Origin of the sequence: Acinetobacter junii, assembly GCF_018336855.1 — a bacterium.
GTDB lineage: Bacteria > Pseudomonadota > Gammaproteobacteria > Pseudomonadales > Moraxellaceae > Acinetobacter > Acinetobacter junii.
This window is the reverse complement of sequence record NZ_CP059558.1, coordinates 3,260,758-3,275,667: the sequence shown is the minus strand read 5'-3', so window position 1 is coordinate 3,275,667 and position 14,910 is coordinate 3,260,758. Positions and strand designations below refer to the sequence as shown.

The window sequence follows — 14,910 nt, the reverse complement described above, 5'->3', positions numbered from 1 at the left end:
GAGTTTCAAAGACAGTATTTTTCTCAATCAAAGCTCGAAAAATCATCTTCAAGCGAGTAAATTACACCCACATTTTGAGTGTGCATGGTTGATGATGGCGTTTACTTGGATTTTATTTACCTTGATGGCTGCTTTTATGCAGGCGTGGCGCAATGCATTTCAAAAACAACTCAGCACCACAGTCGATGTTTATGGCACGACATTGGCACGCTTTCTATTTGCACCGATCTTTGCTTTTAGTTATATCGTCATTCTTTATGCTCAGCAGCCTGTCAGTGTTGAAGTTAGTTTTTCTAATAAATTTTGGTTCTATGTGGTGATCGCAGGGATTAGCCAAATCTATGCAACGGCTTTAATGGTCAAATTATTTCAACAAAAGAATTATGCCATCGGGGTCGGACTCGCCAAAAGTGAAGCTATTTTAGCGGCATTGGTCGGTGTACTGTTTTTACAAGAGCATTTAACAGCATGGGGCTGGGTGGGTGTTTCGATTGGTGCAGTCGCGGTATTTTTACTGAGTAAAGGCCGACAACATACTGAACTTTCAATGAAAACATTGATGATCGGTTTAGGCAGTGGTTTGTGTTTTGCCATCACCTCATTGTTGGTACGTGAAGCAAGTTTAGAGTTGGGCATGTTGCCATTTCTACATCGTGCCGCATGGGTGCTGTGTAGCTTAATCAGTTTTCAGTGCATCATTTTGTTGCTATATCTTGGTATCTTCAGTCGTCAGACTTTATACAAAATGTGGCAACGTCTTGGACTGACTTTCAAAGTGAGTGTCTGTAGTTTTCTTGCTTCATTGGGTTGGTTTAGTGCGATGAGTATGCAAACCGTGGCAATCGTGAAAACACTGGGTCAGGTCGAGATTTTATTTAGTTTATTGATCTCTGCATTTTTCTTTAAGGAAAAATTGGCGAGAACTGATCATTTGGGTTTGTGGTTGGTGATCGTGGCTGCAATTATGGTGATTTGGGCTTAAATTTTATAAGCTCATGAAAAAATACACATGTAAATTTGAATATATCGGAATTTAAATTAGTTATTATTTGTTGGGATGGGAAATAATTCTGATTTTATAATCTGGTATGCAAAACTATTTCATTTGTGGCGAAAAATACCATTTTTTAGGAAAACAATCCCATCCCGATCTGCCTAAACTATGTCTCAAGGGTGTGAAAGGGATCGAAAAGAGTAGCATGCACCGACGCTTATAAAGCAAGTGTGTACGAACCCAAAAGGTCTCGATTCGGCTTAGGACGCTATAGATCAAAAGTTTATAGGCAAAGGTTATGGCTTACAAAGTCATAGGTGTTGAAGTAAACAACATGTTTTCCCTTGATACCCTAAAAAATTAATCTAAACAGAATATGACGAAAACATTAAAAATAATAAATACTAGATCAATAAAAGCAAATTCGAATGTGAAACACATCTTTAAATTCAAAAAATATGAATAGAAGTCGAGATTTTTATATTAAAAAACAAAGTGATATAATGCCATTAAAAGCGAAAAATCAAAATATGATCATACTGGAATAGGTCAGAAAAATAATGAACGAGTTCGATCTGAAAATACGTTATCCCCATCAAACCAACAGAAATGATGCTGCTCATTTGGGTATGTTTGACGCAGAGACGATCATTCGTAAGTTTGATGAAATGGGATGGCGACAACAAATGGTCCGTCAGTTACAACTGGATGGTACAAGCACCAGTTTTATCGTAACGAATGAATATACAGGACAAAGTGTCCGTATCATTTTGGATGCCTATGCTCAATCCCAGCAACTTGAATTTAAATTGGATAGTGATATTCCTGTTCTGATTTCGAGAAAGGATGTATTTGGATTGGTCACCCGCAAAGCCAAAGATACGATTTCCTTTAATCACCTGACACTGAACCGTGCCAAAGAATATCTCATCGCGTTTATGAATGGCGAGGTTGAGGAGTTAGAAGCACTTTATCGTGACAGCTTAAATAAACCGATGAAGACAGCGTCTTAACTTTTAATCTTCCTGAACACAATCGAATAAACCCTGAATAAAGACATTTTATTCAGGGTTTTTATTTTAGATAAACCAAATAAAAAATAGCGAGCCGCTGGTTGTGATTTTTTTGAATGGGTCGATTTTCTATCCGTTGTCGTTATAATCTGCTCGCTTGATTCAATCTGTTTGCTTCCTATGCCTTTAAACGATCATTTTATTTACCAACCTCCCCAAGAACCGCTTGAGATCATGTACGAAGATGAGGATTTGGTCGTGGTCAATAAACCTGCAGGCTTATTGTCCGTGATGGGGCGATTACCAGAACATCATGACAGCGCGTATTTACGTGTATTGGATCTCCATCCAACAGCTAAAGTAACGCACCGTTTAGATATGGCCACTTCAGGTTTACTGATGTTTGCTAAGCATCGTGATGCAGAGGTCGCCGTGAGTAAAATGTTTCAAGCGCGTACCGTCAAAAAATATTATGAGGCCTTGGTACAAGGTGCAATTCAGGCTGAAGGTAGTGTCGATGTCCCATTGATTACAGATTGGGAAAATCGTCCACGTCAAATCGTACATTTCGAGTTGGGTAAGCAAGCCAAGACACTGTTTCAATTGATGGATTACGAAGCTGAAACTGATCAAAGTCGTGTGCGACTAGAACCCGTTACAGGTCGTTCACACCAACTTCGTGTGCACATGATGCATATTGGACATCCAATCATGGGCGATAAACTTTATCATCCTGAGCCTGCCAAATTTCATTTAAAACGTATGGCGTTGCATGCTGCATTCTTGTCTTTTCAACATCCTTTACAACAACATCTCGTTGAAATTAAATCGGTGATTCCATTTTAAAATGTAAGTTAAGGTGAAATGAAGTGTAGCTAAGCTAGGCATGTGGATGGATTTATAATAGATTATAAAAATATATAATGTTTTGTGAGATGTCCGATGAGTCAACCATTAACCCAGCATTGGCAAACCATCTATTCCACCAAAGATCCCAAAGAAGTCAGTTGGTTCCAAGCTCAGGCTTCAACCTCCTTGCGATTGATCCAAAAAGCGCAACTGCACCCTGAGGCAGAAATCATAGATGTTGGGGGTGGCGCCTCGGTTTTAGTTGATCAGCTTTTAGAACAAGGCTTTAAACACATCACAGTTTTAGATTTGGCAGAGGCTGCGTTACAAAAAAGTCAGGTACGCTTGGGAGAACTTGCCAACAAAGTGACATGGCTTATTGCTAATATAGTCGAGGTTGAGTTTGCAGATCATCAATTTGATCTTTGGCATGATCGGGCGGTTTTTCATTTTTTGACAGAGCACAACGATCAGCAGCGTTATTTGCAAAAAGTAACTGCTGCGCTGAAATCAGGTGGTTATCTAGTGATCTCAACCTTTGCAGAAGATGGAGCATTGAAGTGTAGTGGTTTGCCTGTGCAACGCTACAGTACACAAGAGCTGATACATTTCTTTGGACAATCTGCATTTGATGTGGTGGAAGAGGGGAAAGAAGTTCATATCACCCCAGCGGGAAATGAACAGAAGTTTAGTTATCTACTCTTGCGAAAAAAATAAAACAAGGAATAACGTTCTTAACTATGTATTCGTGTATCAACGAGTTAAAGTGGGCTGGTTTGCCGACTTTGACTCAAGCGCAATTAAAAAAATTACTACTTGAAGCCGATCCAGATTGGCAGCATGTTTTAGCTTATCTATCAGAAGTAAAAATCTTTGTGATTTCCAATGATCGTCGGGATGTAATTGCAGAATTATGTTTATTACAACGCGGGGATGAAGCGGAAATTATCAATTTAGCCGTCACCAAAGAGCATCGAGGTTTTGGTTTAGCCAAATCATTGATTAAACATGCGATAGAAAACGCATGGCAATCTTCGGTCAGCACTGTTTTTATTAAAACAGGCAATTCAAGTTTTGATCAGTCGGCTCTATATCAGAAGTGTGGTTTTCGTATGTCATACATTGAGCGAGATGTGTTTAAACACTATCCTGAGCCGATTTATGAAAATGGAATCCGTTGTATCGATCAAGTTGTTCTATCCATCGAGTTGACCATATAGCTATCGAAGATCGACATGAAGATCATTTATGCTTTCACTACAATAATGATCTTCATGCGTCTAAAAACTGACATAAAAATAGATTAATCTATAGCCAAATAATTAAACTGAAACGACAACAAAGGATATTCAAATGACACGTGATTACGAGCAATTTCCTGATAATGATAATGGTAATGTGCTTTGGCAAATGGTTGAAGATGGCAATGACCTAAGTGAACCGCATGAAGTCGAATTTTCAATTGTATTTGAAAAGCAAGAACAAGCAGAAAAGTGTGCATTGCATCTGTTGCATCAAGAGCAAAAAATTTCACTGTATCAAGAAGAATTGCATTCAGATGGATCGGATTTGTGGGTGTTAAATATTCACGTCAATATGATGTTGGAATATGAAGATATTGCTGATTTAGAAGAGTGGATGACGCGGATTGCGCAAGAGTTTGATGGTGAATACGACGGATGGGGTTGTATGAGCTATATCTATGATGATGAAGACGAATAATGATACATATTCAGCCTGCGTTTGCAGGCTGAAATATTTTTAATGGTGCACCCTACGACATCTAATTTTATTTACTCACATCTAAGTAAAGACTTTCTTTGACTTCTTCCATCACCACATAACTATGGGATGATGCCGAAGCAGGCAGTTTTTTCAGTAAATCACCCAATAAACGTCGATAAGCACTCATTTCTTTGAGTCGAGCTTTGACTAAATAATCAAACTCACCTGAGATCAGATGACATTCCAAGACCTCAGGAATATCGACTAAATCTCGAGCTACTTGATCAAAGACATCACCTGATTTTGCTGACAGTTTGATTTCCAAAAACACCAATAGGCTACGATCAACATGCGCAGGATTAAGCCGAGCGTAGTAGCCCATAATAATACCTTCACGTTCCAATCGTTTGACGCGTTCTGAGCAAGGCGTGGTAGATAAGTTCACACGTGAAGCTAACTCACTAATTGCGATACGCCCTTCACGTTGCAGAATGTCTAAAATCAGGCGATCAATACGGTCTAATTTACGCATAGATTATTCCCTTTTATTTTAATTTTTCCGCGATAAAAACATTAAATTACCTAGATTATAGCCATAAAAATAGTCAAAAAAACTATTGAAGCAAAAATATACTAGTTAAATAAACTAGTGGGCGAGAGGGACCTATTATGCGCGTCATCGTTTTAGGAAGTGGTGTTATTGGTGTAGCAAGTGCTTACTATCTTGCGCAACAAGGTGCCCAAGTGACTGTACTTGATCGTCAGTCTGGTCCAGCAAAAGAAACCAGTTTTGGTAATGCTGGGCAAATCTCGCCAGGATATTCAACACCTTGGGCTGCACCAGGGATTCCATTCAAAGCAGTAAAATGGATGTTCCAACATCATGCACCACTTGCTATTAATATAGATGGCAGCATGTGGCAGCTTCAGTGGATGGCACAGATGCTGAAAAACTGTAATCCTCAAAGTTATGCGGTCAACAAAGAACGCATGATGCGTGTGGCGGAATACAGTCGTGATTGTTTGCGTCAACTCAGAAGTGAAACAGGTATTCATTACGAAAATCGTTCCAAAGGTACCTTACAGGTATTTCGTAATGAAGCGCAGCTTGAAGCAGTGCAACGAGACATCCAAGTACTGAAAGAATGTGGTGTTGATTTTAATTTACTCAATGCTCAAGAACTGGGCAGTGTAGAACCAGCATTGGCACACACCGATAAATTAGTCGGTGGTTTACATTTGCCGAATGATGAAACGGGTGATTGTTATTTATTCACCAATGCCTTGGCGAAAGTAGCGCAAGACTTAGGTGTCGAATTCAAATTCGATCAAAATGTTGAGCAACTGATCGTAGAAGGTGACGAAATCAAAGGTGTGATGGTCAATGGTGCGATTTTAACGGCTGATCGTTTCGTACTTGCCTTTGGTAGTTATTCACGCGATTTCTTAAAACCATTGCAATTGAATCTGCCAGTTTATCCAGTGAAAGGTTATTCATTGACGATTCCAATTGTTGAACCAAAATTTGCTCCGCAATCAACGGTTTTAGATGAGACATATAAAGTCGCGATTACACGTTTCGACCAACGTATCCGTGTGGGTGGTATGGCGGAATTAAGTGGCTTTAACTTGGGCTTGAATGATGATCGTCGTGCAACTTTGGAAATGGTTACCCAAGACTTATTCCCAGGTGGTGACTTACAACAAGCATCATTCTGGACAGGTCTACGTCCAATGACACCAGACAGCACACCGATTATTGGTGCAACCAAATATAAGAACCTATTCTTAAATACTGGTCATGGCACTTTAGGTTGGACCATGGCATGTGGTTCAGGCAAATTGATTAGTGATTTGGTGATGAATCATCGTACCGAGATTAGTACGGATGGCTTATCGATCCAGCGTTATTCACACGCGGCATAATTTGATTATACAAGGAAGTTGATTATGCCTCGCCCAATTACTGCGGTCATCCATACTCAGGCTTTGCGCCAAAATCTTGAGGTCGTGAGAACTTCTGTTCCAGACAGCAAGGTGTTTGCAGTGGTCAAAGCCAATGCCTATGGACATGGAATCGAACGAGTTTACGATGCTTTAAAAACTGCGGACGGCTTCGCATTACTTGATATAGATGAAGCGAAACGTTTGCGTGCATTAGGTTGGACAGGTCCAATTCTATTGCTGGAAGGAATTTTTTCGCCACAGGATTTATTTGACTGCGCTGAATATCAGTTGAGTTTCACGGTACATAGCGAGCATCAAGTCGAATGGATACAGCAGCATATCTATCCAGCCCAGTTTGATATTTTCTTAAAAATGAACAGTGGCATGAACCGTCTAGGTTTCAAGCCTCAACAATACCGAAAAATCTGGCAACATCTGCAACGCCTCAATAATGTTTCCAACATCACCCATATGACGCATTTCTCTGATGCTGATGGCGAACGTTTTGGTCAAGCTGGGGTTGAATATCAACTCGCAGAATTTGAAAGCACCATTCAGGACTTACCTGGCGAAAGATCGGTGAGTAATAGTGCTGCCATTCTCAGATATCCCTCGCAAGTACACTCCGATTATGTCCGTGGCGGCATCATGCTCTATGGCAGCTCTCCCGATTATCCGAAGCATAGTATCCAAGATTGGGGACTTGCACCGACCATGAGTTTGCGCAGTGAATTGATCGCGATCCAGCAGTTAAATGCCAATGAAAGTGTGGGTTATGGTTCAAGTTTCGTAGCTGCACATGCGATGACTATTGGTATTGTAGCGTGTGGTTATGCAGATGGTTATCAGCGTACCTCTCCTACAGGCACGCCCGTGTTAGTCAATGGAATCCGTACTAGAACCATTGGGCGTGTCAGTATGGATATGTTGGCAGTCTATCTAACGCCAGTTCCGAATGCTGAAATTGGCAGTGAAGTTGTGCTTTGGGGAACATCAAAAACAGGACAAATTCTCTCTATTGATGATGTTGCAGCAGCCTCAGGCACAGTTGGCTATGAACTTATGTGTGGCGTAACTGCACGAGTTCCATTTATCACTCAAGACTAAGGAAGTCATCATGTCATATTCAGAGATCCAGAAAATCAATAGCACCGAAGTGATGAGTGCAGCCACGGTTTTTAATCAGGTGGTTTATCTATCAGGACAAGTTCCTAAAAATCCTGATTTAGATATCGAAGGACAAACGCGTGATGTATTGGCAACGATCGAGCAATTGTTAGCCTCCGCAAATAGCGATAAATCACGTTTACTTTCGGTACAGCTTTTTCTGAAAGACCTAGCGGATTTTCCTAAGGTCAATGCGATCTATGTTGATTGGTTAAAAGACTGTGTGGCGCCATCACGCGCTACGATTCAAGCTGATTTGGTCAATCCAAATTGGTTAATTGAAATTGCAGTGATTGCAGCACAAAAATAAAGCGAATCGCTTTATTTTTGTTTAAATGAGATTAAAAAAGAAGAAAAGTAACGTATTTGTCATAGATAAAAGTAAGGCAAATACGTATTTTCTTGCAGTCAAAATGAATGGGTCATTTATAAAGGACAGCTGGTTAAGCTCATAAATTAGCGACCGATTCATTTTAGGAAGTAGTAAAAAGGAACTTTTTTATGACGGTGATACATAATCAGTCTTCAGGTGATGATGCACCTCAAGACTTACAACGAAAACTTTCCAATCGCCATTTGCAATTGATTGCCATTGGTGGCGCGATTGGGACTGGACTGTTCATGGGTTCAGGAAAAACCATCTCCCTTGCTGGTCCATCAATCTTGTTTATTTACATGATTATTGGTGGCATGTTCTTCTTTTTGATGCGAGCACTCGGTGAATTGTTGCTTGCCAATTTACAGTACAAATCTTTCGTCGATATGGCACACGATCTGATTGGACCGTGGGCCGGATATTATTTGGGTTGGACCTATTGGTTAGGTTGGGTCTTGGTCGGTATTGCGGACTTAGCTGCTGTGATTAATTATCTGGGTTTTTGGCTGCCTGATGGAACGACCTTTACTCCAATAGGACAGGCGCTGATTAGTGCGGGCTGCGTATTATTCGTTTTGGCCTTGAATTTACTTACGGTCAAATTGTTTGGTGAAGTCGAGTTCTGGTTTGCACTGATTAAAATCTTGGCGATTATTGGTTTGATTGGGGTTGGGGGCTATATGATTTTTAGTCACTTTACCGCACCTCATGGCACAGTGGCTTCGCTAAATAATATTTGGTCGCATGGTGGTATGTTCCCGAAAGGTGTTGATGGCTTCTTGGCTGGTTTCCAAATTGCTGTTTTTGCCTTTGTCGGTGTGGAGCTGATTGGAACCACTGCGGCAGAAACCAAAGACCCACATAAGAATCTTCCCAAAGCGATTAATGCGATTCCGATTCGTATTATTTTGTTCTACGTCTTAGCTTTATTAGTGGTGATGGCTGTGACACCGTGGGATCAAATTCGCGCAGATAAAAGCCCATTCGTTGAGTTATTCCTGAATGCGGGGATTGTGACCTCAGCGATCATCATGAATTTAGTGGTGTTATCTTCGGTGATGTCGTCGATGAACAGTGGTGTTTTCTCTACCAGTCGTATGTTGTTTGGTCTGTCTAAAGATGGTCAGGCGCCAAATTCATTTAGTCGCTTATCCAAAAGTGCAGTGCCAGCAAATGGTCTGATCTTCTCATGTGTATTTATCATGGGTGGAGCTGTGCTTCAGTATTTTGTCCCGAACACCATGGAAGCCTTTACTTTGGCAAGTTCGCTCTGTGTGATCCTGTTCATTAGCGTATGGAGCCTGATCATGGTTTGCTATATCCGCTATCGCAAATTACGTCCAGAGTTACATGAACAGTCTAAATTTAAAATGCCAGGCGGCGTGTTCATGTCTTATGTGGTGATCGCATTCTTGTTGTTCACTTTGGTGATTTTGGCACTCGAACCTGACACGCTGAAAGCGCTGTATGTGAGTCCGTTGTGGGTGGTGATTTTAGCGGTGACCTATCAAGTATTATACAAACCACGTATGCGTAAACTTGGACGTGAATTAGCTTAATCGATTCATTAGCATCTCCCATAAAAAGAGCTGATCTAACTAGATCGGCTCTTTTTATATCTACGCCGAGAAGTATTAATCAACCAATAAATGCTGATATTTATCTGCCTGTTTACGTAAATAATCCCAGACCAGTTTAATCCGTGGCTCATGCTGTAAATCTACAAAGGTCAGCATCCAGAATGTATGATTAAAACGTACTTGTTCAGCTAAAACATCCTGAAGTTCAGGTTTATCATGGGCTAAAAATTTCGGCAAAATTGCTAATCCAGCACCTGCACTTACTGCGATTTGCTGTGCCAAAATACTGCTACTGCGAAAATTTGCAGTGAGTTTTAAGGGTAAGCGTTCTAGACAATACAGCTCAGGGCTATAGACCAAATCATCAATATAATTAACAAAACGATGTTGGGTTAAATCCTCTAATCCACGAATTGGTGGATGTTGAGACAGATAGTTTTGGCTGCCATAAATCTTTAATGTGTAATCTGACAGTCGCGTGATGATATAAGGTCCAGACGTTGGTCGATCAATAGACACCACAATATCCGCTTCACGATGCGAGAGCTTAATCATCTTTGGCACAGGAATCAGGTCAATCGTGAGCTGAGGATAGTGAATCGAAAATTCTGCCAATAGTCGTGCAAGAAATGCGGTACCAAATCCTTCAGGTGTGCCAATTCGCACACGACCTTGTAAAGGTTGATGCGGTTTCTCAATCTGAAGAAAGGCTTGTTCCATTTGCTCAACCTGCGGAACAAGGGCTAATCCTTCCATCGTTAGTTCATAACCTGATGCTTCACGCTTGAACAAAGTCGTGCCTAAAGCCAGCTCCAATGCTTGAATCCGTCGAGCTACGGTACTGTGTTCTACGCCAATAATGCGTGCTGCATTGGTCAAGGTTTTGGTTCTCGCTAAAACCAGAAAAAACTGTAGATGATCCCAATCCACTTTCATTGTTATTGTCATCCCTGTGCATATTTGCACATCAATCGTGCATGAATTTGCGTTGGTGGTCAAAGCATTCTTTGCTAGTCTCAAACAAATGTTAAAAAAAGAAAATACGACGAATCGCTATTTTCGAACATCTGAACACAATAAAAATAGGCCTATGGAGAGGTTATGAATACAATCCAGAAAATCGAGCTGGACACAGCTAAGCTACTCATTAATGGACAGTTGATCGAGTCTGAAACCCAACACTGGCAAGATATCGTCAATCCTGCGACACAGGAAGTCATCGGTCGCGTACCTTTTGCAACAGTGCAGGAAGTGGATGCAGCGATTCAAGCTGCACAAGATGCTTTTGCCACTTGGCGTCAAACACCGATTCAGGCACGTATGCGCATTATGCTGAAGCTACAAGACTTGATTCGTGCCAACATGAAAGAGATCGCGAAAGTACTGACCGCTGAACAAGGCAAAACCTTAGCCGATGCAGAAGGTGATATCCAGCGTGGCTTAGAAGTGGTTGAGCACGCTTGTTCTGTCGGTACCTTGCAAATGGGCGAGTACATCGAAGGCGTAGCACGTGGTGTTGATACCTATACTTTGCAACAACCATTGGGTGTTTGTGCGGGCATCACTCCATTTAATTTCCCAGCCATGATTCCATTGTGGATGTTCCCGATGGCGATTGTTTGTGGCAATACCTTCGTACTCAAACCCTCTGAACAAGACCCATTAACCACGATGATGTTGGTCGAACTTGCGATTCAAGCAGGTGTACCTGCTGGTGTGTTGAATGTGGTACATGGCGGTAAAGAAGTGGTGGATCGTCTGTGTACACATCACCACATCAAAGCGATTTCCTTTGTCGGTTCAACTGCGGTGGGTACCCATGTGTATAACCTCGCAGGGCAACATGGCAAACGTGTGCAATCGATGATGGGGGCGAAAAACCATGTGGTGGTGATGCCTGATGCCAACAAAGAACAAACCCTCAATGCTTTAGTCGGTGCGGCTTTTGGTGCTGCAGGACAGCGTTGCATGGCACTTTCAGTTGCTGTGATGGTGGGTGAAAGTAAGCAATGGGTTCAAGAGTTGGTTGAAAAAGCCAAAACCTTGAAAGTTAATGCAGGACATGAGCCGAATACAGATATCGGACCTGTCATTTCTCAACGTGCCAAAGCGCGTGTGATTGATTTGATCAATAGTGGTGTCGAGCAAGGTGCAGAGCTGTTACTCGATGGTCGTGATGTGCAAGTTAAAGGTTATGAGTCAGGTAACTTTGTTGGAGCGACCATTTTTAATGGCGTGACCACAGATATGCGTATCTATAAAGAAGAAATCTTTGGTCCTGTATTGGCAATTATTTCTGTTGATACTTTGGAAGAAGCGATTGAGCTGATCAATGCCAATCCATTTGGTAATGGTGTTGGACTCTTCACTCAAAGTGGTGCGACAGCACGTACCTTCCAAAACTTAATTGATATTGGTCAAGTGGGGATTAACATTCCAATTCCTGTGCCAGTGCCATTCTTTAGCTTTACAGGTTCGCGTGGTTCAAAACTAGGTGATTTAGGCCCTTATGGTAAGCAAGCGGTACAGTTCTATACACAAACCAAAACCATTACTAGTCGTTGGTTTGAAGATAGCCATGAAGTCGGCGATGTAAATACCACCATTAGTTTACGTTAAGGGGGAATCAGGGATGAATATCGCCTTTATCGGTCTTGGAAATATGGGTGGCAGAATGGCCCATAACCTGCTCAAAGCAGGACTTACAGTTTATGGTTATGACCTCAGTGAAGTGGCGAATCAGCACTTTGCTGAAGCGGGTGGTGTGGTCTGCGACAGTCCACAAGCAGCAGCCCAACAAGCAGATGTGGTGATCACCATGTTACCAGCAGCCAAGCATGTCAAAGAGGTTTACCTCGGTGAGGAGGGTGTGCTGGAAGTCTTGAAGGCAGGGGCATTGTGCATTGATAGCAGTACCATTGATCCACAGACCATCAAAGATATCGCTGCGCTTGCGCAAACTAAAAATATTCACATCTGTGATGCGCCTGTGTCGGGTGGCACCATTGGCGCGCAGGCAGGTACTCTCACTTTTATGGTGGGTGCCAATGATCAGACCTTTGAGGAAGTCAAACCTGTGCTCAGCTACATGGGCAAGAATGTCATTCATTGTGGTGATGTTGGCGCAGGACAAATTGCCAAGATTTGCAATAACTTAATTCTTGGAATCTCGATGGCTGCTGTGGCAGAGGGCATGGCATTGGGTGCCAAATTGGGGATCGACCCACAAGCATTGGCAGGTGTGGTGAACACCTCAAGTGGTCGTTGCTGGAGTTCAGAGATTTGTAATCCATGGCCACATATCAATGAAAATGCACCTGCTTCACGTGGCTATCAAGATGGTTTTGCGACACAACTGATGCTGAAAGATTTAGGTCTGGCAGTCGAGGCAGCAGGTCAGGTCAAACAGCCTATTTTGTTAGGTGGCATGGTACAGCAGATGTATCAGCAGATGTGTATGCGTGGAAATGCGCATTTGGATTTCTCCAGCATTATCCAGCAATACCTACCAGACCAAGTTTAAACATCAAGCCATTGGATGGCTTGTATACCAATAAATGCAACTCTGTCGTAAATAACTACAAATCCAGACTGAGGGAATAGAGATGTTGAATTATAAAGATGTGGCAAACGCATTTGATTTTGAAAATACGGCTCAACAAATGTTGTCAGGTTCGTTGGATGCACTCAATGCATGCTTTGAGTGTTGTGACCGACATGTAGACGGTGAAAAAGTTGCTTTGTACTGGCAAGGCAAAGATGGGCGTAAGGAACAATATACTTTTGCGCAATTCAAACAGTGGTCCAGTCAATTTGCTAATTTTCTAAAATCACAAGGTGTACAGGCAGGTGATCGTATTTCGGGTTTATTACCACGAACGCCTGAGCTGATCGTGACGATTTTAGCCGCATGGCGAATTGGAGCCGTATATCAACCGCTGTTTACTGCTTTTGGGCCGAAAGCGATTGAGCATCGTATTCAACTTGCACAAAGCAAGTTAGTCGTCACGGATGTGGGCAATCGCAGCAAGCTCGATGAAGTTGAACAATGTCCAGCTATCGTGACCGTTGCTGATACAGAAGGTTCGGTGCTCAAAGCCAGCGATTTTAATTTTTGGCAGGAGCTGAATCAGCAGTCTGATCAATGTGAATTAGTCATGCGTAATTTGCATGATCCATTCTTATTGATGTTTACCTCAGGTACTACTGGACCTGCAAAACCGCTCGAAGTTCCACTAAAAGCCTTGATTGCATTTGGTCGCTATATGCAAGATGCGATTGGCTTAACTGAAGATGATGCTTTTTGGAATATTGCTGATCCGGGTTGGGCCTATGGTTTGTACTATGCGATTACGGGGCCGTTATTCTTGGGACATGCGACGTTGTTCTACGAGGGTGGATTCAGTACGGATAGTTTGTGTCAAATCGTCAAGGATTATCAAATCACCAACTTGGCAGGTGCACCAACGGCCTATCGTATGATGATGGCTGCTGATCCAGCACAAATGGCGCCGTTAAAAGGTCAGTTCCGTGTGGTCAGTAGTGCAGGTGAGCCACTGAATCCAGAAGTGATTCGCTGGTTCAAACAAGTTTTAGATGCACCGATTTACGATCATTACGGACAAACTGAAGTGGGTATGGTGATCTGTAACCATCACGGTTTAAGCCATGAAATACGTGCAGGTGCGGCAGGTTTTCCAAGTCCGGGTTATCGGGTTGCCGTGGTCAATGAGCAAGGCGAAGAGCTTCCACCAGACACCGCCGGAATTTTAGCGGTGGATATCAGCCAGTCGCCAATGATGTGGTTTGGGGGATATAAAGAAAGCCGTAAATCACCTTTTGTTGGCAATTATTACTTAACAGGCGATACCGCTGAGTTACATAGTGATGGCAGTATGAGTTTTGTAGGGCGTAGCGATGATGTGATCACCACATCGGGTTATCGTATCGGCCCATTTGATGTTGAAAGTGCTTTGCTTGAACATGATGCGGTGATTGAAGCTGCGGTGATTGGTGTGCCTGATCCAGATCGTACCGAACTGGTTAAAGCCTTTGTTATTTTAGCGGCAGGTGTACAGTCTACAGTTGCTTTGGCAGAAGAATTAAGCCAATTTGTGAAAAAACGTCTTTCTGCGCATGCATATCCACGTCTAGTGGAGTTTGTCACCGAGTTGCCGAAGACGCCGAGTGGTAAAATCCAACGGTTTTTATTGCGTAATCAGGAAATTGCTAAGCAACAAGCAAAAGCAGGGTAAGGGA

15 protein-coding genes are annotated in these 14,910 nt (G+C 42.2%); 13 read left to right on the top strand and 2 right to left on the bottom strand.

Going from position 1 to position 14,910, the window contains the following annotated elements; translation table 11 throughout:
- The first annotated feature begins 94 nt into the window (after nucleotides 1–94).
- The 6 genes from H2677_RS15185 (at nucleotide 95) to H2677_RS15160 (ending at nucleotide 4,578) form a co-directional block, all read left to right on the top strand.
- On the top strand, nucleotides 95–982 hold the full coding sequence (locus tag H2677_RS15185) for a DMT family transporter (RefSeq protein WP_099949534.1): 888 nt from the start codon (nucleotides 95–97) through the stop codon (nucleotides 980–982).
- Nucleotides 983–1,554: 572 nt separating this feature from the next.
- Nucleotides 1,555–2,007 (top strand): hypothetical protein, encoded by a 453-nt coding sequence (locus H2677_RS15180; protein WP_004966988.1) that lies wholly within the window; start codon nucleotides 1,555–1,557, stop codon nucleotides 2,005–2,007.
- Between the two features lie 180 nt (nucleotides 2,008–2,187).
- Complete coding sequence (locus H2677_RS15175) at nucleotides 2,188–2,853, top strand: pseudouridine synthase (RefSeq protein WP_004907202.1); 666 nt, start codon at nucleotides 2,188–2,190, stop codon at nucleotides 2,851–2,853.
- Nucleotides 2,854–2,949: 96 nt separating this feature from the next.
- Nucleotides 2,950–3,573, top strand: coding sequence for a class I SAM-dependent methyltransferase (locus tag H2677_RS15170; protein ID WP_004956771.1), 624 nt, complete (start codon nucleotides 2,950–2,952; stop codon nucleotides 3,571–3,573).
- 23 nt (nucleotides 3,574–3,596) lie between these two features.
- Entirely contained in the window at nucleotides 3,597–4,076 is a 480-nt protein-coding gene (locus H2677_RS15165; protein ID WP_212638860.1) for a GNAT family N-acetyltransferase, read from the top strand.
- A 133-nt stretch (nucleotides 4,077–4,209) separates the two neighbouring features.
- On the top strand, nucleotides 4,210–4,578 hold the full coding sequence (locus H2677_RS15160; RefSeq protein ID WP_004907196.1) for a ribonuclease E inhibitor RraB: 369 nt from the start codon (nucleotides 4,210–4,212) through the stop codon (nucleotides 4,576–4,578).
- A gap of 67 nt (nucleotides 4,579–4,645) precedes the next feature.
- Here H2677_RS15160 and H2677_RS15155 read toward each other — a convergent pair whose 3' ends face one another.
- The gene (locus tag H2677_RS15155; protein WP_004665270.1) at nucleotides 4,646–5,113 is read right to left on the bottom strand and encodes an Lrp/AsnC ligand binding domain-containing protein; all 468 of its coding nucleotides are present in this window, start codon (nucleotides 5,111–5,113) and stop codon (nucleotides 4,646–4,648) included.
- A gap of 137 nt (nucleotides 5,114–5,250) precedes the next feature.
- Between H2677_RS15155 and H2677_RS15150 the strand changes: the two genes are divergently transcribed.
- The 4 genes from H2677_RS15150 to H2677_RS15135 all read left to right on the top strand — a co-directional run bounded on the left by H2677_RS15150 (nucleotide 5,251) and on the right by H2677_RS15135 (nucleotide 9,630).
- Nucleotides 5,251–6,507, top strand: coding sequence for a D-amino acid dehydrogenase (locus tag H2677_RS15150; RefSeq protein WP_005403875.1), 1,257 nt, complete (start codon nucleotides 5,251–5,253; stop codon nucleotides 6,505–6,507).
- 24 nt (nucleotides 6,508–6,531) lie between these two features.
- On the top strand, nucleotides 6,532–7,635 hold the full coding sequence (gene alr, locus H2677_RS15145) for an alanine racemase (RefSeq protein WP_004966994.1): 1,104 nt from the start codon (nucleotides 6,532–6,534) through the stop codon (nucleotides 7,633–7,635).
- Nucleotides 7,636–7,645: 10 nt separating this feature from the next.
- The gene (locus tag H2677_RS15140) at nucleotides 7,646–8,005 is read left to right on the top strand and encodes a RidA family protein (protein WP_212638859.1); all 360 of its coding nucleotides are present in this window, start codon (nucleotides 7,646–7,648) and stop codon (nucleotides 8,003–8,005) included.
- 191 nt (nucleotides 8,006–8,196) lie between these two features.
- Complete coding sequence (locus H2677_RS15135) at nucleotides 8,197–9,630, top strand: amino acid permease (RefSeq protein ID WP_004956756.1); 1,434 nt, start codon at nucleotides 8,197–8,199, stop codon at nucleotides 9,628–9,630.
- 75 nt (nucleotides 9,631–9,705) lie between these two features.
- Here H2677_RS15135 and H2677_RS15130 read toward each other — a convergent pair whose 3' ends face one another.
- Entirely contained in the window at nucleotides 9,706–10,587 is an 882-nt protein-coding gene (locus tag H2677_RS15130) for a LysR family transcriptional regulator (protein ID WP_212638858.1), read from the bottom strand.
- Between the two features lie 165 nt (nucleotides 10,588–10,752).
- Between H2677_RS15130 and H2677_RS15125 the strand changes: the two genes are divergently transcribed.
- The 3 genes from H2677_RS15125 (at nucleotide 10,753) to H2677_RS15115 (ending at nucleotide 14,906) form a co-directional block, all read left to right on the top strand.
- On the top strand, nucleotides 10,753–12,270 hold the full coding sequence (locus tag H2677_RS15125) for a CoA-acylating methylmalonate-semialdehyde dehydrogenase (RefSeq protein ID WP_212638857.1): 1,518 nt from the start codon (nucleotides 10,753–10,755) through the stop codon (nucleotides 12,268–12,270).
- Nucleotides 12,271–12,283: 13 nt separating this feature from the next.
- Nucleotides 12,284–13,174 (top strand): 3-hydroxyisobutyrate dehydrogenase, encoded by an 891-nt coding sequence (gene mmsB, locus H2677_RS15120; protein ID WP_212638856.1) that lies wholly within the window; start codon nucleotides 12,284–12,286, stop codon nucleotides 13,172–13,174.
- A gap of 82 nt (nucleotides 13,175–13,256) precedes the next feature.
- On the top strand, nucleotides 13,257–14,906 hold the full coding sequence (locus tag H2677_RS15115) for an AMP-binding protein (protein WP_212638855.1): 1,650 nt from the start codon (nucleotides 13,257–13,259) through the stop codon (nucleotides 14,904–14,906).
- Nucleotides 14,907–14,910 lie beyond the last annotated feature (4 nt).

Bases quoted from the DNA above. Each gene is read 5' to 3' on its own strand.
- H2677_RS15185 (WP_099949534.1), top strand. From the start codon at position 95: ATGGCGTTTACTTGGATTTTATTTACCTTGATGGCTGCTTTTATGCAG.
- H2677_RS15180 (WP_004966988.1), top strand. From the start codon at position 1,555: ATGAACGAGTTCGATCTGAAAATACGTTATCCCCATCAAACCAACAGA.
- H2677_RS15175 (WP_004907202.1), top strand. From the start codon at position 2,188: ATGCCTTTAAACGATCATTTTATTTACCAACCTCCCCAAGAACCGCTT.
- H2677_RS15170 (WP_004956771.1), top strand. From the start codon at position 2,950: ATGAGTCAACCATTAACCCAGCATTGGCAAACCATCTATTCCACCAAA.
- H2677_RS15165 (WP_212638860.1), top strand. From the start codon at position 3,597: ATGTATTCGTGTATCAACGAGTTAAAGTGGGCTGGTTTGCCGACTTTG.
- H2677_RS15160 (WP_004907196.1), top strand. From the start codon at position 4,210: ATGACACGTGATTACGAGCAATTTCCTGATAATGATAATGGTAATGTG.
- H2677_RS15155 (WP_004665270.1), bottom strand. From the start codon at position 5,113: ATGCGTAAATTAGACCGTATTGATCGCCTGATTTTAGACATTCTGCAA.
- H2677_RS15150 (WP_005403875.1), top strand. From the start codon at position 5,251: ATGCGCGTCATCGTTTTAGGAAGTGGTGTTATTGGTGTAGCAAGTGCT.
- alr (WP_004966994.1), top strand. From the start codon at position 6,532: ATGCCTCGCCCAATTACTGCGGTCATCCATACTCAGGCTTTGCGCCAA.
- H2677_RS15140 (WP_212638859.1), top strand. From the start codon at position 7,646: ATGTCATATTCAGAGATCCAGAAAATCAATAGCACCGAAGTGATGAGT.
- H2677_RS15135 (WP_004956756.1), top strand. From the start codon at position 8,197: ATGACGGTGATACATAATCAGTCTTCAGGTGATGATGCACCTCAAGAC.
- H2677_RS15130 (WP_212638858.1), bottom strand. From the start codon at position 10,587: ATGAAAGTGGATTGGGATCATCTACAGTTTTTTCTGGTTTTAGCGAGA.
- H2677_RS15125 (WP_212638857.1), top strand. From the start codon at position 10,753: ATGAATACAATCCAGAAAATCGAGCTGGACACAGCTAAGCTACTCATT.
- mmsB (WP_212638856.1), top strand. From the start codon at position 12,284: ATGAATATCGCCTTTATCGGTCTTGGAAATATGGGTGGCAGAATGGCC.
- H2677_RS15115 (WP_212638855.1), top strand. From the start codon at position 13,257: ATGTTGAATTATAAAGATGTGGCAAACGCATTTGATTTTGAAAATACG.